Raw genomic sequence first — 19,770 nt, forward strand, 5'->3', positions numbered from 1 at the left:
TCCTCTCGGTGGGGTCAGCGGCTGAGGGCGGCGTGGGTGCCGGGGCGACCGGCCCGCCGTCCTGCGGCGCTGGGGTGGGTGGTGTGCTCGCTGGCCAGGCGCCAGCGGGTGCCAAGGGTCTTGGCCGCGTACATGGCCTGGTCGGCCGCGTGCAGCCGTTCCGCCAGTGGAGCCGTGGGCCGGTGGTGGGGGAGGCAGATGCCCAGGGAGATGCGCGGTACGAGCACGGCCTGGCCGACGTCGATGGGCGTGTTCCGTAGCGCGTGGCTGAGGTCGTGGGCCGCGTCGGTGTCCATGGCGGCGACGGCGGCGAACTCATCGCCTCCGAGCCGTCCGGCGAAGCCGCCATGTTCCACGCACCAGGAGTGGAGCCGCTGGCCGACGGCGGCCAGGAGGAGGTCGCCGGCCGCGTGGCCGTAGGTGTCGTTGACGTCCTTGAAGCCATCGAGGTCCAGGAGCAGCACGCTCATCTCGCGGCGGCGCAGGACACGGCGGGCGCGGACGGTGAACGCGTGCCGGGTAGCCAGACCAGTGAGCGGATCAAGGCGAGCCGTGTTCAGGCGGCGAGCCATCCACAGGCCGTGGACGACCCAGCCGAGTGCCGAGGCGGCGGCCAAGGCTGTGGTGATGAGGTCGGTCATGAGGCGCTTCCCTTCGGATGGTTGGCGATTCCGCCCGAGGCACCCGGGCACCCGTCCGCGCTCCGGTCGGCGCGGCATCAGTGCTCACCGCCGACGGGCGCGGGTGCCTTGGCGGCGTCGCGGATGCGGGCGGCGCGCTTGGCGCCGATGCCGTGGGTGTTCATGAGCCAGGTCGCGGACGGCTCGTGGCCCTGCGCGAGGCGGGCGCGGGCCGTGGCGATCAGGTCCGCATCGGAGGCCGCCGCAGATGGCTTGGCGGCTGCGCGACTGGTCGAGCGGGTAGGGCCACCGGTCTTCGAACGGGTAGGGCGAGGGGTAGGGGCTACCGGCACGAGCGCGGTAGGGGGATCTCCCGCCCGCCACCATCCCCCCATGGACCCGCAGACAGCGCAGAAGATCCTCGTCGACAACTTCGCCCCCTGGGTGCTCGACCTGAACCTGACCGTCGAGGAGGTCGGAGCGCGGCACGCCGTGCTGCGGCTGCCGTGGGACGCGCGGCTGGCCCGGGACGGGGGCGGGATGTCGGGCCAGGCCATGATGGCCGCCGCCGACACCGCCACCGTCATCGCCGTCTCGGCCGCCCGGGACGCGTACGGCCCGATGACCACCGTGCAGCAGTCGACCAGCTTCCAGCGCCCGGTCGTCGGCGCGGACGTGCTCGTCGACGCGCGGGTCACCAAGCTGGGGCGGCGGATGGCGTTCGCCGAGATCACCCTCACCGCCGAGGGCGCGGACGAGCCCGCCGCCCGGGCCAGTACGGTCTACGCCCTTCTGGGCTGACGCCCGGCCGCCGCCGCCCGGAGCCGTCCGGGGCCTTGTCTGACGGCCCATCAGATATCACGATGGGGTCGGACCCGTTGGGGTGACGAGCCGTCAGATCATGGTCGCTCGTCCGGACCGAGGAGGCGGCACCGTGGACCCGTACGTGCACATACCCACCGAGGGGCGGCTCTCGTACGGGATGCAGCTCCCCATCCAGTCCCAGAGCACCCTCTACGCCGAACCCTGGGAAGCCGGCGCGACCCCGCAGGACCTCGCCGAGATCGCGACGGCCGCCGACCGCGCCGGCTTCCACTACCTCGCCACCTGCGACCACGTCGCCGTGCCCCGTCGGCTCGCGGGCGCGATGGGCACCACCTGGTACGACCCGGTGGCCACCCTCGCCTACCTCGCGGCCCTCACCACCCGCACGCTCCTCCTCAGCCACGTCGCCGTGGTCGGGCTGCGCCACCCCCTGCTCACCGCCAAGCAGTACGCGACCCTCGACCACCTCAGCGGCGGCCGGCTGGTCCTGGGGGTGGGCGCCGGGCACGTACAGGAGGAGTTCGAGGTCCTCGGGGCCGACTTCGCGGGCCGGGGGCCGGTGCTCGACGAGACGATCGACGCGCTGCGGGCGGCGCTCGGGCCGGAGGAGTTCCCGGAGTTCCACGGCGAGAGGTTCAGTTTCGCCGGCCTCGGCCAGCGGCCCCGCCCGGCGCAGGAGCGCGTGCCCATCTGGGTCGGCGGGTCCTCGCCCGCCGCCGTCCGGCGCGCCGCCCTGCGCGGCGACGGCTGGCTGCCGCAGGGCGACCCGCGCGACAAGCTGCCCCACCAGATCGCGCGGATACGGGAGTTGCGGGAGCGGAACGGGATCGAGGGTCCGTTCTGCGTGGGCGCCATCGCGGAGCCCCTGTATGTGGGCGAGGCCCACTGGGACCTGGGGCGCCGCACCCTCAGCGGCAAGCCGGACGCCCTCGCCGACTCCCTGCGCGAGTACGCCGCGCTCGGCGTCCACCAGATCCAGCTGCGCTTCCGCTCGCGCGGCCGCGCCGAACTCGTCGACCAGATCGCGGCGTTCGCCGCGGACATCGCTCCACACCTCGGCTAGGGAGTACGGACATGGGCAAGCTGGACGGGCGGGTCGTCCTCGTCACGGGCGCGGCGCGCGGGCAGGGCGAGCAGGAGGCACGGCTCTTCGCGGCCGAGGGCGCCAAGGTGGTGCTCGCGGACGTCCTGGACGGCCAGGGCGAGGCGGTGGCCAAGGAGCTCGGGTCGGAGTCGGCGCGTTTCGTGCACCTGGACGTGAGCCAGGAGGAGGACTGGAAGGCCGCCGTCGCCCTGGCGAAGCAGGCCTTCGGGCACCTGGACGGCCTGGTGAACAACGCGGGCATCCTCCGCTTCAACGAGCTCGTCGCCACGCCCCTGGAGGAGTTCCAGCAGATCGTCCAGGTCAATCAGGTGGGCGCCTTCCTGGGGATCAAGTACGCGGCGCCCGAGATCGAGGCGGCCGGGGGCGGGACCATCGTCAACACCGCCTCGTACACCGCGCTCACGGGCATGGCGTACGTCGGCGCGTACGCGGCGACCAAGCACGCCGTCCTCGGCCTCACCCGGGTCGCGGCGGTGGAGCTGGCGGCGAAGGGGATCCGGGTGAACGCGGTGTGCCCCGGGGCCGTGGACACTCCCATGACCAACCCGGCGGCCCTGGACCCCACGGCCGACCCGGAGGAGGCCAGGGAGGCGGTGGCCGAGCTCTACAAGCGGCTGGTGCCGCTGGGGCGGATCGGGCGGCCCGAGGAGGTCGCGACGCTCGCGCTCTTCCTGACCAGCGAGGACTCCGCGTACATCACGGGCCAGCCGTTCGTCATCGACGGCGGCTGGCTGGCGGGCGTCAGCCTGTTCTGACTGAGCGTCAGCTATTGACGCCCCACGGCGGCGGTGGAACAGTGCGCAGCATCATCAAATCTGACGACGCGTCAGAAATGCTATCCACGGAAAACTTGGTGACGACGACAGGGACGGTGAACCGCCTTGGAATTCGGGCTGTTTGTACAGGGATACGTGCCCGTGGCACGCTCGTCGGTCGACCCCCAGGCGGAGCACAAGGCGCTGATGGAGGAGACCGAATACGTCATCCAGGCGGACAAGTCCGGCTTCAAGTACGCCTGGGCCTCCGAGCACCACTTCCTGGAGGAGTACTCGCACCTGTCGGCCAACGAGGTCTTCCTCGGCTACCTCGCCCACGCGACCGAGCGGATCCACCTCGGCTCGGGCATCTTCAACCCGCTGGCGGCGGTGAACCACCCGGTCAAGGTCGCCGAGAAGGTCGCGATGCTGGACCACCTCAGCGAGGGGCGGTTCGAGTTCGGCTCCGGGCGGGGTGCGGGCTCCCACGAGATCCTCGGGTTCATGCCGGGCGTCACCGACATGAACCACACCAAGGAGATCTGGGAGGAGACCATCGCGGAGTTCCCCAAGATGTGGCTCCAGGACGAGTACGTGGGGTTCCAGGGCAAGCACTGGTCGCTGCCGCCGCGCAAGGTCTTCCCCAAGCCGTACGGGAAGTCGCACCCGGCGATGTGGTACGCCGCCGGGTCCCCGTCCTCGTATGCCATGGCCGCCAGGAAGGGCCTCGGCGTCCTCGGCTTCTCCGTCCAGAAGGTCTCGGACATGGAGTGGGTCCTGGAGCAGTACAAGACGGCGATACGGGAGGCGGAGCCGATCTCCGACTTCGTCAACGACAACGTGATGGTGACGTCGACGGCGATCTGCGCGGAGACGCACGAGAAGGCGGTGGCCATCGCGGCGGCGGGCGGCCTCAACCGGCTCCAGTCGCTGGTGTTCCGCTACCACGACACGTTCCCCCGGCCGGAGGGTGTGCCGGAGTGGCCCGAGCTGCTCCCCGAGTACACCACGGAGATCATCGAACTCCTCATCGCGGAGGAGCTGATGATCTGCGGTGACCCGGAGGAGGTCACGCGGCAGTGCAAGCGGTGGGAGCAGGCGGGGGCGGATCAGCTCTCGTTCGGGTTGCCGATCGGTGTGCCCTACGAGGACACGATGAACACGATCCGGTTGATCGGGGAGCATGTGATCCCGAAGATCGACACGGATCCGGTACACCGGACGACCCGCTTCCGCGACTCGGCGTCATCCTGACGCGGTGGCTGCGCGCGCCCCATTTCGGCCCGGTTTTTGTCTGCGGGCCGGTGGTGGGTCGCTCGCGCAGTTCCCCGCGCCCCTGAAGAGGCCGTCGTTTGTCTGAGGGCTGTGGGTGGCTGGTCGCGCAGTTCCCCGCGCCCCTGAAAGCCTGTGGCTGAGCTGCGTTTCCGGCTGCGGCGGACTACCTAAGGGGCGCGGGGAACTGCGCGGCCAGCCCCCACCGGCCCGCGGACAACGAACCACCTAGGGGCGCGGGGAACTGCGCGACCAGCCACCCACCGGCCCGCAGGTAAGGACCCGCCCCCCGAAGGGCCCCGCAGGTGAAGGCCGGGCCCCCCGGCGCGACCCGTACTCTGGACCCCGTGCAGGTACTACACGACGCCCCCCTCGCCCCCCTCACCACCTTCCGGCTCGGGGGGGCCGCTGAGCGGTTGGTGAGTGCTTTCAGTGACGACGAGGTCGTCGGGGTCGTGCGGGAGGCGGATGCGGCGGGGACGCCGTTGCTCGTCATCGGTGGGGGGAGCAATCTCGTCATCGGGGACAAGGGGTTCGCCGGGACCGCCCTGCGGATCGCCACCCAGGGGTTCCGGCTCGACGGGACCAGCCTCGAAGTGGCCGCCGGGGAGGTCTGGAGCGACGTCGTGGCCCGGACCGTGGCGGCCGGGCTCGCCGGGATCGAGTGCCTGGCCGGGATCCCCGGGTCCGCCGGGGCCACCCCGATCCAGAACGTGGGCGCGTACGGCCAGGAGGTCTCCTCCACCATCCGCGAGGTCGTCGCGTACGACCGGGTCGAGCGGGCCACCGTCGTCCTGACCGCGGCCGAGTGCGACTTCTCGTACCGGCACAGCCGGTTCAAGGCCCACCCCGACCGGTACGTCGTCCTGCGCGTCCGCTTCGAGCTGGAGGACGCCGGCGGGCTCTCCGCGCCCATCAAGTACGCCGAGACCGCCCGCGCCCTCGGCGTCGAGCCCGGCGACCGCGTCCCGGCCGCCACCGCCCGCGAGACCGTCCTCACGCTCCGGGCCGGCAAGGGCATGGTCCTGGACGCCGAGGACCACGACACCTGGTCCGCGGGTTCCTTCTTCACCAACCCCGTCCTGGGGGAGCGCGAGTACCGGGCGTTCCTCGGGAAAGTCGCTCTGCGGCTCGGTGGCGACGTCTCGCCGCCCGCCTGGGACCTCGGTGGGGGGCTGACCAAGACCTCCGCCGCCTGGCTCATCGACAAGGCCGGGTTCACCAAGGGGTACGGGTCCGGGCCCGCCCGGATCTCCACCAAGCACACCCTCGCCCTGACCAACCGCGGCGGCGCCACCACCGAGGACCTGCTCGCGCTCGCCCGCGAGGTCGTCGCGGGCGTGGAGCAGGCCTTCGGGGTGACGCTCGTCAACGAGCCGGTCACCGTCAACGCCGAGATCTAGTCGGCGATACGGGGTTCAGGGGCTCAGGGGTTCTCGGGCTCAGTACGCCACGCAGACTCCCTGTTTCATCGTTGCCCGGTCCGTGATCATCCCCAGCATCGCGTCCGCCACGTCCGCCCGCCCGATCGTGCGCGCGGCGCGCGGGGTCGCCCCCACGGCCGTGCGGTAGGTGCCCGTCCTCGGCTTGTTGACCAGGCGTACCGGGCGTACCGCCGTCCAGTCCAGGGCAGAGGCGGCCAGCACGGCCTCCGTGCGGCGCAGGTCCTCGTAGACGTCCTTCAGGACGCGCGTGACGATCGTCAGCGTGAGGCGGTCCAGGAACGGGTCGTGCGGCGCCTCCGGGCCCACCGGGCCCGCGCTCACCGCCAGCAGCCGGCGGGTGCCCTCCGCGTCCATCGCCTTCACGATCGAGCCGGTCAGCCGGGCCGTGATGCCCGCCGCCGCGTCCGCCCGCTTGTTGGCGCCCAGCCCCGACAGCACCGCGTCCCGGCCCGCCACCGCCGGGCGGAGGGAGTCGGGGGAAGCGAGATCCCCCCGGACGACCTCCAGGCCCGCACCCGTCACCGCGAACCGTCCCGGGTCCCGCACCACCGCCGTCACCTGGTGTCCGGCGGCCAGCGCCTGGCGGACCAGCTCCGTGCCGATCCTGCCCGTCGCACCGAAAACCGTGAGCTTCATCTGCGTCACCCTCCCCTGGCGGATAGGTCATTACTCCGCCAAGGGTGCCCGAGGTGTCAGGAGGCCAGCCAGGAATCCACTCCGGTGAGCAACTGCGACTTCACTTGCTCCGGGGCCGCCGAGCCGCGCACCGACTGCCGTGCCAGCTCCGCCAGTTCGGCGTCGGAGAAGCCGTGGTGGCGGCGGGCGATCTCGTACTGGGCGGCCAGCCGGGAGCCGAACAGGAGCGGGTCGTCGGCGCCCAGCGCCAGCGGCACGCCCGCCTCGAACAGGGTGCGCAGCGGCACGTCCTCGGGCTTCTCGTAGACGCCCAGGGCGACGTTGGAGGCGGGGCAGACCTCGCAGGTGATCCCGCGCTCGGCGAGGCGCCTGAGCAGCCGGGGGTCCTCGGCGGCGCGCACCCCGTGCCCAATGCGGGTGGCGTGCAGATCGTCCAGGCAGTCCCGTACGGACGAGGGGCCGGTCAGTTCGCCGCCGTGCGGCGCGGCCAGCAGACCGCCCTCCCGGGCGATCGCGAAGGCGCGGTCGAAGTCCCGTGCCATGCCCCGGCGTTCGTCGTTGGAGAGGCCGAAGCCGACCACGCCCCGGTCCGCGTACCGCACGGCGAGCCGGGCCAGGGTGCGGGCGTCCAGGGGGTGCTTCATCCGGTTCGCCGCGACCAGGACCCGCATCCCGAGCCCGGTCTCGCGCGCGGCCGACTCGACCGCGTCCAGGATGATCTCCAGGGCCGGGATGAGCCCGCCCAGCATCGGCGCGTACGACGTGGGGTCGACCTGGATCTCCAGCCAGCCCGAGCCGTCCCGCACGTCCTCCTCGGCGGCCTCGCGCACCAGCCGCTGGATGTCCTCGGGGGCGCGCAGACAGGAGCGCGCGATGTCGTACAGGCGCTGGAAGCGGAACCAGCCGCGCTCGTCGGTGGCCCGCAGCTTCGGCGGCTCGCCACTGGTCAGCGCGTCGGGGAGGTGCACCCCGTACTTGTCGGCGAGCTCCAGCATGGTCGTGGGGCGCATCGACCCCGTGAAGTGCAGGTGCAGATGTGCCTTCGGCAGGTCAGTTACGTCGCGAACGTGCTCCATTGAAGGATCTTGCCGCACCCCGGGCCCGTCCGACAGTCCCTTTCCCCGATCGGGACCTTGCCCGAACGCAGAAACGGGCGGTGCACCGGCTGGTGCACCGCCCGTCGGGAGCGGAATCTCAGTCGCGCGCTTCCGCCAGCAGCTTCTGGATCCGCGAGACGCCCTCGACCAGGTCCTCGTCGCCCAGCGCGTAGGACAGCCGCAGATAGCCCGGGGTGCCGAAGGCCTCGCCCGGGACGACCGCGACCTCGGCCTCCTCCAGGATCAGCTCGGCCAGCTCGACGGAGCTCTGCGGGCGCTTGCCGCGGATCTCCTTGCCGAGCAGGCCCTTCACCGACGGGTACGCGTAGAACGCGCCCTCGGGGGTCGGGCAGATGACGCCGTCGATCTCGCTGAGCATCTTCACCATGGTCTGGCGGCGGCGGTCGAAGGCCTTGCGCATCTCGGCGACCGCGTCGAGGTCGCCGGAGACCGCGGCGAGCGCCGCCACCTGGGAGACGTTGGCCACATTGGACGTGGCGTGCGACTGCAGGTTGGTCGCGGCCTTGATGACGTCCTTGGGGCCGACGATCCACCCGACCCGCCAGCCGGTCATCGCGTACGTCTTGGCGACGCCGTTGACCACGATGCACTTGTCGCGCAGCTCGGGCAGGAGCGCGGGCAGCGACACGGAGACCGCGTCGCCGTAGACCAGGTGCTCGTAGATCTCGTCGGTCAGCACCCACAGGCCGTGCTCGACGGCCCAGCGGCCGATCGCCTCGGTCTCGGCCTCGGTGTAGACCGAGCCGGTCGGGTTGGACGGCGAGACGAAGAGGACGACCTTGGTCTTCTCCGTACGAGCGGCCTCCAGCTGCTCGACCGAGACCCGGTAGCCGGTGGTCTCGTCGGCGACGACCTCGACCGGGACACCGCCCGCGAGGCGGATCGACTCCGGGTAGGTGGTCCAGTACGGCGCCGGGACGATGACCTCGTCGCCCGGGTCCAGGACCGCCGCGAACGCCTCGTAGATCGCCTGCTTGCCGCCGTTGGTCACCAGGATCTGGGACGGGTCGACCTCGTAGCCGGAGTCGCGCAGGGTCTTCTCGGCGATGGCCTTCTTGAGCTCGGGCAGGCCGCCGGCCGGGGTGTAGCGGTGGTACTTCGGGTCGCGGCAGGCAGCCGCGGCCGCGTCGACGATGTAGTCCGGGGTCGGGAAGTCGGGCTCACCGGCGCCGAAGCCGATCACCGGACGCCCGGCGGCCTTGAGGGCCTTGGCCTTGGCGTCGACGGCGAGGGTCGCGGACTCGGAGATCGCGCCGATGCGCGCGGACACCCGGCGCTCGGTCGGAGAAGTTGCAGCGCTCATACGGGCCATCGTCCCAGACCTGCCGCGCCCCGGGCACACCGGTTTCATGGACCGGACGGGGCAGTTGCACAGGCCGTTCGGCGCATTCACGCGGAGCCGTCGGGAGCTATCTGTTCGACGCCGGGCGCCGGACCACGTACACTCACCTGTCGTTGGCCTCCACCAACCGATCGACTGCGGGCACTCGGTGCACTCGGTCGGATGCGGTAGGTTGGGGGAACCACAAAGGGTCGTAGCTCAATTGGTAGAGCACTGGTCTCCAAAACCAGCGGTTGGGGGTTCAAGTCCCTCCGGCCCTGCTACACACACCTTCGCCAGGGTGTGTGCGCATGTACGTACTTCTATGCACCGCCGTGCGGCTCCACCGGGCGCGGCACGGCCACGACCCGGAATCAGGTGAGAAGCGTGACGGACGCCGTGGGCTCCATCGACATGCCTGATGCCCAGGACGAGGCCTCTGCGGACCAGGACTCCAAGAAGAAGGCCCGCAAGGGCGGCAAGCGCGGCAAGAAGGGCCCTCTGGGCCGTCTCGCGCTCTTCTACCGCCAGGTCGTCGCCGAGCTCCGCAAGGTGGTCTGGCCGACTCGCAACCAGCTGTCGACGTACACCACTGTGGTGATCGTGTTCGTCGTCATCATGATCGGCATCGTGACCGTGATCGACACCGGATTCGAGCACGTCGTCAAGTACGTCTTCGGCTGATCCACTCGCGTAAGGGCGCCCACCCGGCGCCTTTTTCGCATTGTTCCACCCATCTGTAGCCAGGAAGAAGCAGCCACGTGTCTGACCCGAACCTGAACGACGCCATCGAGTCGGCGGAGTCCGTGGAGGACCAGCTCGACATCGTCGAGGCGGCGGACGCCGTGGACCCGGACGAGGTCGAGGCTGCCGACGCCGAGGCGGGCGAGGCGGCCGAGCAGGCGGCGCTCCACGTCGAGGACGAGGACGAGCTGGAAGCGGCCGAGTCCGAGGACGCCGACGAGGTCGTCGAGGACGCCGCTGACGAGGACGCCGAGTCCGAGGACGCAACCGACGAGGACGCCGAGGAGGCTCCCGCGGAGCCCGCCGCGCCCGTCGACCCGGTCGAGGCCCTGCGCCAGGAGCTGCGCGGCCTGCCCGGCGAGTGGTACGTGATCCACACCTACGCGGGCTACGAGAAGCGCGTGAAGGCGAACCTGGAGCAGCGTGCCGTCTCGCTGAACGTCGAGGAGTTCATCTACCAGGCCGAGGTGCCCGAGGAAGAGATCGTCCAGATCAAGAACGGCGAGCGCAAGAACGTCCGGCAGAACAAGCTGCCCGGTTACGTTCTCGTCCGCATGGATCTGACGAACGAGTCCTGGGGCGTCGTCCGCAACACCCCGGGCGTCACCGGCTTCGTGGGCAACGCCTACGACCCGTACCCGCTGACCCTGGACGAGATCGTCAAGATGCTCGCCCCGGAGGCCGAGGAGAAGGCCGCCCGCGAGGCCGCCGAGGCCGAGGGCAAGCCGGCTCCGGCCCGCAAGGTCACGGTCGAGGTCCTGGACTTCGAGGTGGGCGACTCGGTCACCGTCACCGACGGCCCGTTCGCCACGCTGCAGGCCACGATCAACGAGATCAACGCCGACTCGAAGAAGGTCAAGGGCCTCGTCGAGATCTTCGGCCGCGAGACCCCGGTCGAGCTCAGCTTCGACCAGATCCAGAAGAACTAGTTCTTCCGGACCACACGTCTTCCGAACAGGTCAGACGGGCTCTTCAAAGCCTGTCTGACCTGCTCGGTTTTTAGCCGCACACAGATACCCGTTATCGTGGTGCGGTATGCCTCCATCCGGATGATCGGATGCTGGCGGTTCACTCTCACTAGGACCCGGAGAGAGCAATGCCTCCCAAGAAGAAGAAGGTCACGGGGCTTATCAAGCTCCAGATCAACGCCGGTGCGGCGAACCCGGCCCCGCCGGTCGGCCCCGCGCTCGGTCAGCACGGCGTCAACATCATGGAGTTCTGCAAGGCCTACAACGCGGCGACCGAGTCGCAGCGTGGCTGGGTGATCCCGGTGGAGATCACGGTCTACGAGGACCGCTCCTTCACCTTCATCACCAAGACTCCGCCGGCCGCGAAGATGATCCTCAAGGCCGCGGGTGTGGAGAAGGGCTCCGGCGAGCCGCACAAGACCAAGGTCGCGAAGATCACCGAGGCCCAGGTCCGCGAGATCGCCACGACGAAGCTCGCCGACCTGAACGCCAACGACCTGGACGCCGCGTCCAAGATCATCGCTGGCACCGCCCGTTCCATGGGCATCACGGTCGAGGGCTGATCTCAGCTCACCCCGTTTGACCTCAGTGGTAGGACCAAGCGCTGGTCCGCACCACGACTCCATGCCTGAACCAACACAGGAGCAGAAGTGAAGCGCAGCAAGACTCTCCGCGCTGCGGACGCCAAGATCGTCGCGGACAAGCTGTACGCGCCGCTCGAGGCCGTCCGTCTCGCCAAGGAGACCTCCTCGACCAAGTTCGACGGCACCGTCGAGGTCGCCTTCCGCCTGGGTGTCGACCCGCGCAAGGCCGACCAGATGGTCCGTGGCACCGTGAACCTCCCGCACGGCACCGGTAAGACCGCCCGGGTCCTGGTCTTCGCGACCGGTGACCGTGCCGAGGCCGCGCGTGCCGCGGGCGCCGACATCGTCGGCTCCGACGAGCTCATCGACGAGGTCGCCAAGGGCCGTCTGGACTTCGACGCCGTCGTCTCCACCCCGGACCTCATGGGCAAGGTCGGCCGCCTCGGCCGCGTGCTCGGTCCGCGTGGTCTGATGCCGAACCCGAAGACCGGCACGGTCACCCCCGACGTCGCCAAGGCGGTCGAGGAGATCAAGGGCGGCAAGATCGAGTTCCGCGTCGACAAGCACTCGAACCTGCACTTCATCATCGGCAAGGTGTCCTTCGACGACGCCAAGCTGGTGGAGAACTACGGCGCCGCGCTGGAGGAGATCCTCCGTCTGAAGCCGTCCGCCGCGAAGGGCCGGTACATCAAGAAGGCCACCCTCACCACCACGATGGGCCCCGGCATCGCGCTGGACTCCAACCGCACCCGCAACCTCCTCGTCGAGGAGGACCCGGCCGCGGTCTGAGCCTGACGGCTCGCATCGGCTGATCCAGAGCCGGGCCCCGCACCTCTTCCGAGGTGCGGGGCCCGGCTTTTTGTCGCAACCGCGTCCCAACAACCCCGGTCGGACGCGGAGTTGTCGTACCCCTGCGCTACGGTCGACTCGCAAGGGAATGAGTATTCGAGGGGGAACGCATGAGCACCAGGTCGGTACGGCGTACGTGTATCTCGCTGGTCGCGGCCGGCGCGGCCCTCGCGGGCGTCGCCGCCTGCGGTGGGTCGGACAGCGGCAGCGACAAGAGCGCGCCCGCCAAGGAGCAGCACAAGGCTGGGTCGGACTTCAGCCCGGTCGCGGCCCTCCAGGCGGTCCAGAAGAAGACCGACGGGGCGGGCTCCGCCAAGGTCGAGATGACGATGTCCATGGGAACCGTGATGGGCCTGGAGGGCAACGGCAGCCTGGCGTGGGGCAACGGAACGACCGGCGCCATGCGGATGAAGTACACCCAGGGCACCATGGCCCAGAGCATGAAGCAGCTGGGCAGCGACAGCATCGACGCCCGCTATCTGAGCGACGCCTACTTCGCCAACATGGGCCCCGAGTTCGCCAAGACCCTCGGCGGCAAGCACTGGATCCGCTACGGGTACGACGACATGGCCAAGCTGATGGGCCCCGCCGGCGCCGTCATGAAGGACCAGATGCAGAACTCGACGCCCCAGCAGGGTGTGAAGGCGCTGCTGGCCTCGGGAGACGTCAAGAAGGTCGGCACCGAGGACGTCCGCGGCGTCCAGACCACGCACTACTCGGGCACGGTCGACGTGGCCAAGCTGGTGGACCGCAGCTCGGGCCTGGACGCGAAGACGCTGGATGCCTTCAAGTCCCAGATGAGCCAGAGCGGCATCACCACGGACACGGTCGACATCTGGGTGGACAAGAACGACCTCCTGGTGAAGAAGACCGAGCGCGCCGCGACGAAGAACGGCGAGATGAACACCACCGCCTTCTACGCGGACTACGGCGTCAAGGTCTCGGCCCAGGCTCCGGCGGCCTCCGACACCGTGGACTTCACGACGCTGATCAAGCCCAAGTCCTCCTCGCAGCCCTCGTAACCTGCGCAACAGCAGACATAATCCGTCTCACCCGTCACAGCCTTGGGTTACGGTGCAGAGGATCGGCCCGGATGACGGGATTCAAGGCACGGGGGTACGAGGGTGGGGCACATGAGCAGGTCGGCATGGACGCGGGCGGCGCTGGCGACGGCCACGGCCGCCGTGGTGGTGGCCGGCGCCGCGGGCTGCGGCGGGGACGACGGCAAGAAGGCCGAAGGCGCGGGGGGCGCCAAGAAGGCCGCCGCGGCACCGCAGTCCCGTGACGCCGCGTCGCAGGTGCTCGCGGCGGCGTACAAGAAGACCGCCGCGGCCAAGTCCGCGAAGGTCCGGATGACCATGACGGCGCCCGCGTCCATGGGCGCGGACGCGGGCAAGACGGAGACCAGCGGCGTCATGGCCTGGAACCCGACGGCCATGGACCTCACCGTGACGTCCTCGGTGACCAAGGGCATGGCGGGTGCCGCCGAGAAGACTCGCATGCTCTGGGTGAACAACGTCATGTACATGGACATGGGCGCCATGGGCGAGTCCGCCAAGGAGTTCGGCGGCAAGCGCTGGGTCAAGTTCGACCTGACCTCGCTGGCCAAGCAGGCCGGCCAGGAGCAGCTGGTCAAGCAGATGACCGCCGGCATGGAGAACATGAACCAGGACCCGGCCCAGCAGCTGGCCCTGCTGCTCGACTCGCCGAACCTGAAGCACCTGGGCGCCGAGCAGGTCGACGGCGTCTCCTCCGAGCACTACAAGGGCACGCTCACCATCGACGAGATGATGAAGAGCAACAAGATGCTCGACACCCTGAGCCCCAAGGACCGCGAGCAGCTCCTGGGCAATATGAAGAAGACCGGCGTCAAGGGCTACGACACCGAGGTCTGGGTCAACGCGGACGGCTACCCGGTCCGGATGGACGTGGACATGAACAGCCCGCAGGGCAAGGTCACCACCTCCGCGCACTACTCGGACTACGGCACCAAGGCCCAGGTCACGGCCCCGCCCGCGAGCGAGACCAGCGATCTGTTCGAGATGCTGAAGGGCCTGGGCGACCTGGCCAAGGACGGCGGGGCCGGGGGCCTCGGCGGCGCCTGACGGGTCCGTACGGCCGGATTTGCTCGATCCGCCCCCCTTCACGTACGCTTCCACAGAAGCCAAAGACCGCTGGTCGTTGCCGTGCCTTCGCAAGAAGGGACGGTGGCCGAAGGTTCCGCTGCATGCGGACGACCCGCGCAGGTGACTGTGGAAAGTTCCCGGACTCGTTCCGGTCGAGCTACGCCCCGTGCACTTGCGCCGGGGCGTTTTTTATGTCGCGGTCCCTTTTGAGCGGTCCTCATCACCCGGAAGGAGGCCGACGCACTATGCCGACGCCCAACAAGGCTGCCGACGTAGCCGAGCTTGAGGACAAGTTCCGCAGCTCCAACGCCGTCGTGCTGACCGAGTACCGGGGTCTCACCGTGGCGCAGCTCAAGACGCTGCGTCGTTCGCTCGGTGAGAACGCCCAGTACGCCGTGGTGAAGAACACGCTGACCAAGATTGCGGCCAACAACGCCGGGATCACCTCGCTCGACGACCAGTTCACTGGTCCGACGGGTGCCGCCTTCATCACCGGTGACCCGGTGGAGTCGGCCAAGGGTCTTCGTGACTTCGCCAAGGAGAACCCCAACCTGATCATCAAGGGCGGTGTCCTTGATGGCAAGGCGCTGTCCGCCGATGAGATCAAGAAGCTTGCGGACCTCGAGTCCCGCGAGGTTCTGCTCAGCAAGCTGGCCGGCGCGTTCAAGGGCAAGCAGTCTCAGGCTGCCTCGCTCTTCCAGGCGCTGCCGTCGAAGCTCGTCCGCACCGTGGACGCTCTTCGCGCCAAGCAGGCCGAGCAGGGCGGTGCCGAGTAATTCGGCTCGCGCATTGATCCGCGCCGCCTAGTGCGCGGGTCGTAGCGGGCCGTTACGCCCGCCATTCGATACATCTCGGCATTGCCGAATTAGTGGAAGGATCGCCCATCATGGCGAAGCTCTCTCAGGACGACCTCCTCGCCCAGTTCGAGGAGATGACCCTCATCGAGCTCTCCGAGTTCGTGAAGGCCTTCGAGGAGAAGTTCGACGTCACCGCCGCCGCGGCCGTCGCCGTTGCCGGTCCGGCCGGTGTCGGCCCCGCCGCCGAGGCCGAGGAGGAGAAGGACGAGTTCGACGTCATCCTCACCGGTGCCGGCGACAAGAAGATCCAGGTCATCAAGGTCGTGCGTGAGCTGACCTCGCTGGGTCTGAAGGAGGCCAAGGACCTCGTCGACGGCACCCCGAAGCCGGTCCTCGAGAAGGTCAACAAGGAGGCCGCCGAGAAGGCTGCCGAGTCCCTCAAGGCTGCCGGTGCGGCCGTCGAGGTCAAGTGACCTTGTGAGTCTTCTGACTCTTCGTGCGTGACGCCCCTGGGCGTGTAACGCGCACACACTGAAGGGCGATCACCCATCCGGGTGGTCGCCCTTCGGCGTACCCGGGCGTCGCCGTGACGGCTGCCTTGCGTGGGCGGCGACAGGGAGTAAGGTGATCATCGCCGTACGCCCCGTGTACGCCTCGTGGCCGTAGGAGCCGTAACGGAGCGATCTCCGCGGAGCTGAGGGGTCTTGACGAACCGCACGCAGCGCGCAATTCTCAGGACGCGTCGTCACAACGATCCGGATCCGAGGCATGGATCGACGGCGAAGAGGGCAGTATCGATGTGCACCTCACGGTGCGTGGCTTGCCGAGGTACTGAGAAGAACAATGAGGGTCGCGAAAAATCCGCCCTGGACATCAGTGGGCCGAGTGGCTACACTGACCCTTTGCGCTGCCTGTTAGCTGCCCCCTGCCCGTCACCAGGGGCATGCCCTCGCTTGAGCATCGTTGATTGAACTGCCCTGACCTGGCCTTTCAGCCTCACTCAGGAAATGTCTCTCTCTGTGCCCTCGTGGGACCGGTACGCGCGTAGTGAGTCCGAGCCCTCGGAAGGACCCCCTCTTGGCCGCCTCGCGCAACGCCTCGACCGCCAATACGAACAACGGCGCCAGCACCGCCCCGCTGCGCATCTCCTTTGCAAAGATCAAGGAGCCCCTCGAGGTTCCGAACCTCCTTGCGCTGCAAACCGAGAGCTTTGACTGGCTGCTCGGCAATGCCGCTTGGAAGGCTCGCGTCGAGGCCGCTCTCGAGAACGGGCAGGACGTCCCCACGAAGTCCGGTCTGGAGGAGATCTTCGAGGAGATCTCCCCGATCGAGGACTTCAGCGGTTCGATGTCGCTGACCTTCCGCGACCACCGTTTCGAGCCCCCGAAGAACTCGATCGACGAGTGCAAGGAGCGCGACTTCACGTTCGCGGCCCCGCTCTTCGTCACCGCCGAGTTCACCAACAACGAGACCGGCGAGATCAAGTCCCAGACGGTCTTCATGGGCGACTTCCCGCTCATGACCAACAAGGGCACCTTCGTCATCAACGGCACCGAGCGTGTCGTGGTGTCGCAGCTGGTGCGCTCGCCGGGTGTCTACTTCGACTCCAACATCGACAAGACGTCCGACAAGGACATCTACACGGCCAAGATCATCCCGTCCCGGGGTGCCTGGCTCGAGATGGAGATCGACAAGCGCGACATGGTCGGTGTCCGCATCGACCGCAAGCGCAAGCAGTCCGTCACCGTCCTCCTGAAGGCTCTCGGCTGGACCACCGAGCAGATCCTGGAGGAGTTCGGCGAGTACGAGTCGATGCGCGCCACCCTGGAGAAGGACCACACCCAGGGCCAGGACGACGCGCTGCTCGACATCTACCGCAAGCTGCGCCCGGGCGAGCCGCCGACCCGCGAGGCCGCTCAGACGCTGCTCGAGAACCTCTACTTCAACCCGAAGCGCTACGACCTCGCGAAGGTCGGCCGCTACAAGGTGAACAAGAAGCTCGGCGCGGATGAGCCGCTGGACGCCGGCGTCCTCACCACGGACGACGTCATCGCGACCATCAAGTACCTGGTCAAGCTGCACGCCGGGGAGACCGAGACGGTCGGCGAGTCGGGTCGGAACATCGTCGTCGAGACCGACGACATCGACCACTTCGGCAACCGTCGTCTGCGTAACGTCGGCGAGCTCATCCAGAACCAGGTCCGTACGGGTCTGGCTCGTATGGAGCGCGTCGTGCGCGAGCGCATGACGACCCAGGACGTCGAGGCGATCACGCCGCAGACCCTGATCAACATCCGGCCGGTCGTCGCCTCCATCAAGGAGTTCTTCGGCACCAGCCAGCTGTCGCAGTTCATGGACCAGAACAACCCGCTGTCGGGTCTCACCCACAAGCGCCGTCTGTCGGCGCTTGGCCCGGGTGGTCTCTCCCGTGAGCGGGCCGGCTTCGAGGTCCGTGACGTGCACCCGTCTCACTACGGCCGTATGTGCCCGATCGAGACGCCCGAAGGCCCGAACATCGGTCTGATCGGTTCGCTCGCCTCCTACGGCCGCGTCAACGCGTTCGGCTTCATCGAGACGCCGTACCGCAAGGTCGTCGAGGGCCAGGTCACCGACGAGGTCGACTACATCACGGCCGACGAGGAAGACCGCTTCGTCATCGCGCAGGCCAACGCCGCGCTCAACGACGAGCTCCAGCTCACCGAGGCCCGCGTCCTGGTCCGCCGCCGTGGCGGCGAGGTCGACTACGTGCCGCCGGCCGAGGTGGACTACATCGACGTCTCGCCGCGCCAGATGGTGTCGGTCGCGACCGCGATGATCCCCTTCCTCGAGCACGACGACGCCAACCGTGCCCTCATGGGCGCGAACATGATGCGTCAGGCCGTCCCGCTCATCAAGAGCGAGGCGCCCCTCGTCGGCACCGGCATGGAGTACCGCTGCGCCACCGACGCGGGCGACGTGCTCAAGGCCGAGAAGGACGGTGTGGTCCAGGAGGTCTCCGCGGACTACATCACCATCGCCAACGACGACGGCACGTACACCACGTACCGCCTGCACAAGTTCTCCCGCTCCAACCAGGGCACGTCCGTCAACCAGAAGGTTGTCGTGGACGAGGGCTCGCGCGTGATCGAGGGCCAGGTCCTGGCCGACGGTCCGGCGACCGAGAACGGCGAGATGGCGCTGGGCAAGAACCTGCTCGTGGCGTTCATGCCGTGGGAGGGCCACAACTACGAGGACGCGATCATCCTGTCGCAGCGCCTCGTGCAGGACGACGTCCTCTCCTCGATCCACATCGAGGAGCACGAGGTCGACGCCCGTGACACCAAGCTCGGCCCGGAGGAGATCACCCGGGACATCCCGAACGTCTCCGAGGAGGTCCTCGCCGACCTCGACGAGCGCGGCATCATCCGTATCGGTGCCGAGGTCGTCGCCGGCGACATCCTCGTCGGCAAGGTCACGCCCAAGGGTGAGACCGAGCTGACGCCGGAGGAGCGCCTGCTCCGCGCGATCTTCGGTGAGAAGGCCCGTGAGGTCCGTGACACCTCGCTGAAGGTGCCGCACGGCGAGACCGGCAAGGTCATCGGCGTCCGCGTCTTCGACCGCGAGGAGGGCGACGAGCTTCCCCCCGGTGTGAACCAGCTGGTGCGCGTGTACGTGGCGCAGAAGCGCAAGATCACCGACGGTGACAAGCTCGCCGGCCGTCACGGCAACAAGGGCGTCATCTCGAAGATCCTGCCGATCGAGGACATGCCGTTCCTGGAGGACGGCACCCCGGTCGACATCATCCTCAACCCCCTGGGTGTCCCGTCCCGAATGAACCCGGGACAGGTCCTGGAGATCCACCTCGGCTGGCTCGCCAGCCGCGGCTGGGACGTCTCCGGTCTCGCCGACGACTGGGCCCAGCGGCTCCAGGCCATCGGCGCCGACCAGGTCGCCCCCGGCACCAACGTCGCGACCCCGGTCTTCGACGGTGCCCGTGAGGACGAGATCGCCGGTCTCTTCGAGGCCACGATCCCCAACCGCGACGGTGACCGCCTGGTCCAGCCGTCCGGCAAGGCCAACCTGTTCGACGGCCGCTCCGGTGAGCCGTTCCCGGACCCGATCTCGATCGGGTACATGTACATCCTGAAGCTGCACCACCTGGTCGACGACAAGCTGCACGCCCGCTCGACCGGTCCGTACTCGATGATCACCCAGCAGCCGCTGGGTGGTAAGGCCCAGTTCGGTGGCCAGCGCTTCGGTGAGATGGAGGTGTGGGCGCTGGAGGCTTATGGCGCCGCGTACGCCCTCCAGGAGCTGCTGACCATCAAGTCCGACGACGTCACCGGCCGTGTGAAGGTCTACGAGGCCATCGTCAAGGGCGAGAACATCCCCGAGCCCGGCATTCCCGAGTCCTTCAAGGTGCTCATCAAGGAAATGCAGTCGCTCTGCCTCAACGTGGAGGTGCTGTCCTCGGACGGTATGTCCATCGAGATGCGCGACACGGACGAGGACGTCTTCCGCGCTGCGGAGGAGCTCGGTATCGACCTGTCCCGGCGCGAGCCGAGCAGCGTCGAAGAGGTCTGACGGGTCTGACCGGGGCTTCGTAAGAAGCCCCGGTCGTCCCCG

At 68.8% G+C, this 19,770-nt stretch carries 19 protein-coding genes and 1 tRNA gene; 15 read left to right on the top strand and 5 right to left on the bottom strand.

Features of this window, described 5'->3' with window-relative positions:
* Positions 1 to 14: 14 nt before the first annotated feature.
* Both A8W25_RS19270 and A8W25_RS34055 read right to left on the bottom strand, forming a co-directional pair.
* Positions 15 to 641: a GGDEF domain-containing protein gene (locus A8W25_RS19270; protein ID WP_067163112.1), complete on the bottom strand. Its 627-nt coding sequence runs from the start codon at positions 639 to 641 to the stop codon at positions 15 to 17.
* Positions 642 to 718: 77 nt separating this feature from the next.
* Positions 719 to 973 (bottom strand): hypothetical protein, encoded by a 255-nt coding sequence (locus A8W25_RS34055; RefSeq protein WP_158942617.1) that lies wholly within the window; start codon positions 971 to 973, stop codon positions 719 to 721.
* A gap of 40 nt (positions 974 to 1,013) precedes the next feature.
* On the opposite strand from A8W25_RS34055, the gene A8W25_RS19275 reads away from it, so the two are divergent.
* The 5 genes from A8W25_RS19275 to A8W25_RS19295 all read left to right on the top strand — a co-directional run bounded on the left by A8W25_RS19275 (position 1,014) and on the right by A8W25_RS19295 (position 5,980).
* Positions 1,014 to 1,421, top strand: a complete 408-nt coding sequence (locus A8W25_RS19275; protein WP_067163113.1) for a PaaI family thioesterase — start codon at positions 1,014 to 1,016, stop codon at positions 1,419 to 1,421.
* A 181-nt stretch (positions 1,422 to 1,602) separates the two neighbouring features.
* Positions 1,603 to 2,508, top strand: a complete 906-nt coding sequence (locus A8W25_RS19280) for an LLM class F420-dependent oxidoreductase (RefSeq protein ID WP_067164232.1) — start codon at positions 1,603 to 1,605, stop codon at positions 2,506 to 2,508.
* Between the two features lie 11 nt (positions 2,509 to 2,519).
* Positions 2,520 to 3,305 (top strand): SDR family NAD(P)-dependent oxidoreductase, encoded by a 786-nt coding sequence (locus A8W25_RS19285; RefSeq protein WP_067163115.1) that lies wholly within the window; start codon positions 2,520 to 2,522, stop codon positions 3,303 to 3,305.
* 126 nt (positions 3,306 to 3,431) lie between these two features.
* Positions 3,432 to 4,559 carry an LLM class flavin-dependent oxidoreductase gene (locus tag A8W25_RS19290; protein ID WP_067163117.1) on the top strand — a complete coding sequence of 376 codons (1,128 nt, stop codon included), beginning with the start codon at positions 3,432 to 3,434 and terminating at the stop codon, positions 4,557 to 4,559.
* Between the two features lie 365 nt (positions 4,560 to 4,924).
* Positions 4,925 to 5,980, top strand: coding sequence for a UDP-N-acetylmuramate dehydrogenase (locus A8W25_RS19295; RefSeq protein ID WP_067164234.1), 1,056 nt, complete (start codon positions 4,925 to 4,927; stop codon positions 5,978 to 5,980).
* 39 nt (positions 5,981 to 6,019) lie between these two features.
* Here the strand turns inward: A8W25_RS19295 and A8W25_RS19300 are convergent, their stop codons facing one another.
* The 3 genes from A8W25_RS19300 to A8W25_RS19310 all read right to left on the bottom strand — a co-directional run bounded on the left by A8W25_RS19300 (position 6,020) and on the right by A8W25_RS19310 (position 9,079).
* On the bottom strand, positions 6,020 to 6,658 hold the full coding sequence (locus A8W25_RS19300) for an NAD(P)-dependent oxidoreductase (protein ID WP_067164235.1): 639 nt from the start codon (positions 6,656 to 6,658) through the stop codon (positions 6,020 to 6,022).
* Between the two features lie 56 nt (positions 6,659 to 6,714).
* Positions 6,715 to 7,734 carry an adenosine deaminase gene (locus A8W25_RS19305; protein ID WP_067163119.1) on the bottom strand — a complete coding sequence of 340 codons (1,020 nt, stop codon included), beginning with the start codon at positions 7,732 to 7,734 and terminating at the stop codon, positions 6,715 to 6,717.
* A 118-nt stretch (positions 7,735 to 7,852) separates the two neighbouring features.
* On the bottom strand, positions 7,853 to 9,079 hold the full coding sequence (locus tag A8W25_RS19310) for a pyridoxal phosphate-dependent aminotransferase (RefSeq protein WP_067163120.1): 1,227 nt from the start codon (positions 9,077 to 9,079) through the stop codon (positions 7,853 to 7,855).
* Between the two features lie 226 nt (positions 9,080 to 9,305).
* On the opposite strand from A8W25_RS19310, the gene A8W25_RS19315 reads away from it, so the two are divergent.
* The 10 genes from A8W25_RS19315 to rpoB all read left to right on the top strand — a co-directional run bounded on the left by A8W25_RS19315 (position 9,306) and on the right by rpoB (position 19,728).
* Positions 9,306 to 9,378 (top strand) — tRNA-Trp (locus A8W25_RS19315).
* A gap of 106 nt (positions 9,379 to 9,484) precedes the next feature.
* Entirely contained in the window at positions 9,485 to 9,781 is a 297-nt protein-coding gene (secE, locus tag A8W25_RS19320) for a preprotein translocase subunit SecE (RefSeq protein WP_067163122.1), read from the top strand.
* A gap of 77 nt (positions 9,782 to 9,858) precedes the next feature.
* The gene (gene nusG, locus A8W25_RS19325; RefSeq protein ID WP_067163125.1) at positions 9,859 to 10,770 is read left to right on the top strand and encodes a transcription termination/antitermination protein NusG; all 912 of its coding nucleotides are present in this window, start codon (positions 9,859 to 9,861) and stop codon (positions 10,768 to 10,770) included.
* 167 nt (positions 10,771 to 10,937) lie between these two features.
* Positions 10,938 to 11,372, top strand: a complete 435-nt coding sequence (gene rplK, locus A8W25_RS19330; RefSeq protein WP_053731185.1) for a 50S ribosomal protein L11 — start codon at positions 10,938 to 10,940, stop codon at positions 11,370 to 11,372.
* Positions 11,373 to 11,459: 87 nt separating this feature from the next.
* Positions 11,460 to 12,182, top strand: coding sequence for a 50S ribosomal protein L1 (gene rplA / locus A8W25_RS19335; RefSeq protein ID WP_067163126.1), 723 nt, complete (start codon positions 11,460 to 11,462; stop codon positions 12,180 to 12,182).
* Positions 12,183 to 12,352: 170 nt separating this feature from the next.
* A complete protein-coding gene (locus A8W25_RS19340) occupies positions 12,353 to 13,264 on the top strand; it encodes a hypothetical protein (RefSeq protein ID WP_067163128.1) in 912 nt (303 codons plus the stop codon).
* Between the two features lie 111 nt (positions 13,265 to 13,375).
* A complete protein-coding gene (locus A8W25_RS19345) occupies positions 13,376 to 14,347 on the top strand; it encodes a hypothetical protein (RefSeq protein WP_067163130.1) in 972 nt (323 codons plus the stop codon).
* A 266-nt stretch (positions 14,348 to 14,613) separates the two neighbouring features.
* Complete coding sequence (rplJ, locus tag A8W25_RS19350) at positions 14,614 to 15,144, top strand: 50S ribosomal protein L10 (protein WP_067163131.1); 531 nt, start codon at positions 14,614 to 14,616, stop codon at positions 15,142 to 15,144.
* A 110-nt stretch (positions 15,145 to 15,254) separates the two neighbouring features.
* Positions 15,255 to 15,638, top strand: coding sequence for a 50S ribosomal protein L7/L12 (rplL, locus tag A8W25_RS19355; RefSeq protein WP_067163133.1), 384 nt, complete (start codon positions 15,255 to 15,257; stop codon positions 15,636 to 15,638).
* Positions 15,639 to 16,242: 604 nt separating this feature from the next.
* Positions 16,243 to 19,728, top strand: a complete 3,486-nt coding sequence (gene rpoB, locus A8W25_RS19360; RefSeq protein ID WP_067163135.1) for a DNA-directed RNA polymerase subunit beta — start codon at positions 16,243 to 16,245, stop codon at positions 19,726 to 19,728.
* The last annotated feature ends 42 nt before the right edge of the window (positions 19,729 to 19,770 follow it).

This window comes from Streptomyces sp. ERV7, from assembly GCF_001653515.1.
Lineage (GTDB): Bacteria > Actinomycetota > Actinomycetes > Streptomycetales > Streptomycetaceae > Streptomyces.

Bases quoted from the DNA above. Each gene is read 5' to 3' on its own strand.
- A8W25_RS19300 (WP_067164235.1), bottom strand. From the start codon at position 6,658: ATGAAGCTCACGGTTTTCGGTGCGACGGGCAGGATCGGCACGGAGCTG.
- A8W25_RS19275 (WP_067163113.1), top strand. From the start codon at position 1,014: ATGGACCCGCAGACAGCGCAGAAGATCCTCGTCGACAACTTCGCCCCC.
- rplJ (WP_067163131.1), top strand. From the start codon at position 14,614: ATGCCGACGCCCAACAAGGCTGCCGACGTAGCCGAGCTTGAGGACAAG.
- A8W25_RS19345 (WP_067163130.1), top strand. From the start codon at position 13,376: ATGAGCAGGTCGGCATGGACGCGGGCGGCGCTGGCGACGGCCACGGCC.
- A8W25_RS19285 (WP_067163115.1), top strand. From the start codon at position 2,520: ATGGGCAAGCTGGACGGGCGGGTCGTCCTCGTCACGGGCGCGGCGCGC.
- A8W25_RS19280 (WP_067164232.1), top strand. From the start codon at position 1,603: ATGCAGCTCCCCATCCAGTCCCAGAGCACCCTCTACGCCGAACCCTGG.
- A8W25_RS19270 (WP_067163112.1), bottom strand. From the start codon at position 641: ATGACCGACCTCATCACCACAGCCTTGGCCGCCGCCTCGGCACTCGGC.
- A8W25_RS19310 (WP_067163120.1), bottom strand. From the start codon at position 9,079: ATGAGCGCTGCAACTTCTCCGACCGAGCGCCGGGTGTCCGCGCGCATC.
- rplK (WP_053731185.1), top strand. From the start codon at position 10,938: ATGCCTCCCAAGAAGAAGAAGGTCACGGGGCTTATCAAGCTCCAGATC.
- rplL (WP_067163133.1), top strand. From the start codon at position 15,255: ATGGCGAAGCTCTCTCAGGACGACCTCCTCGCCCAGTTCGAGGAGATG.
- A8W25_RS19305 (WP_067163119.1), bottom strand. From the start codon at position 7,734: ATGGAGCACGTTCGCGACGTAACTGACCTGCCGAAGGCACATCTGCAC.
- A8W25_RS19340 (WP_067163128.1), top strand. From the start codon at position 12,353: ATGAGCACCAGGTCGGTACGGCGTACGTGTATCTCGCTGGTCGCGGCC.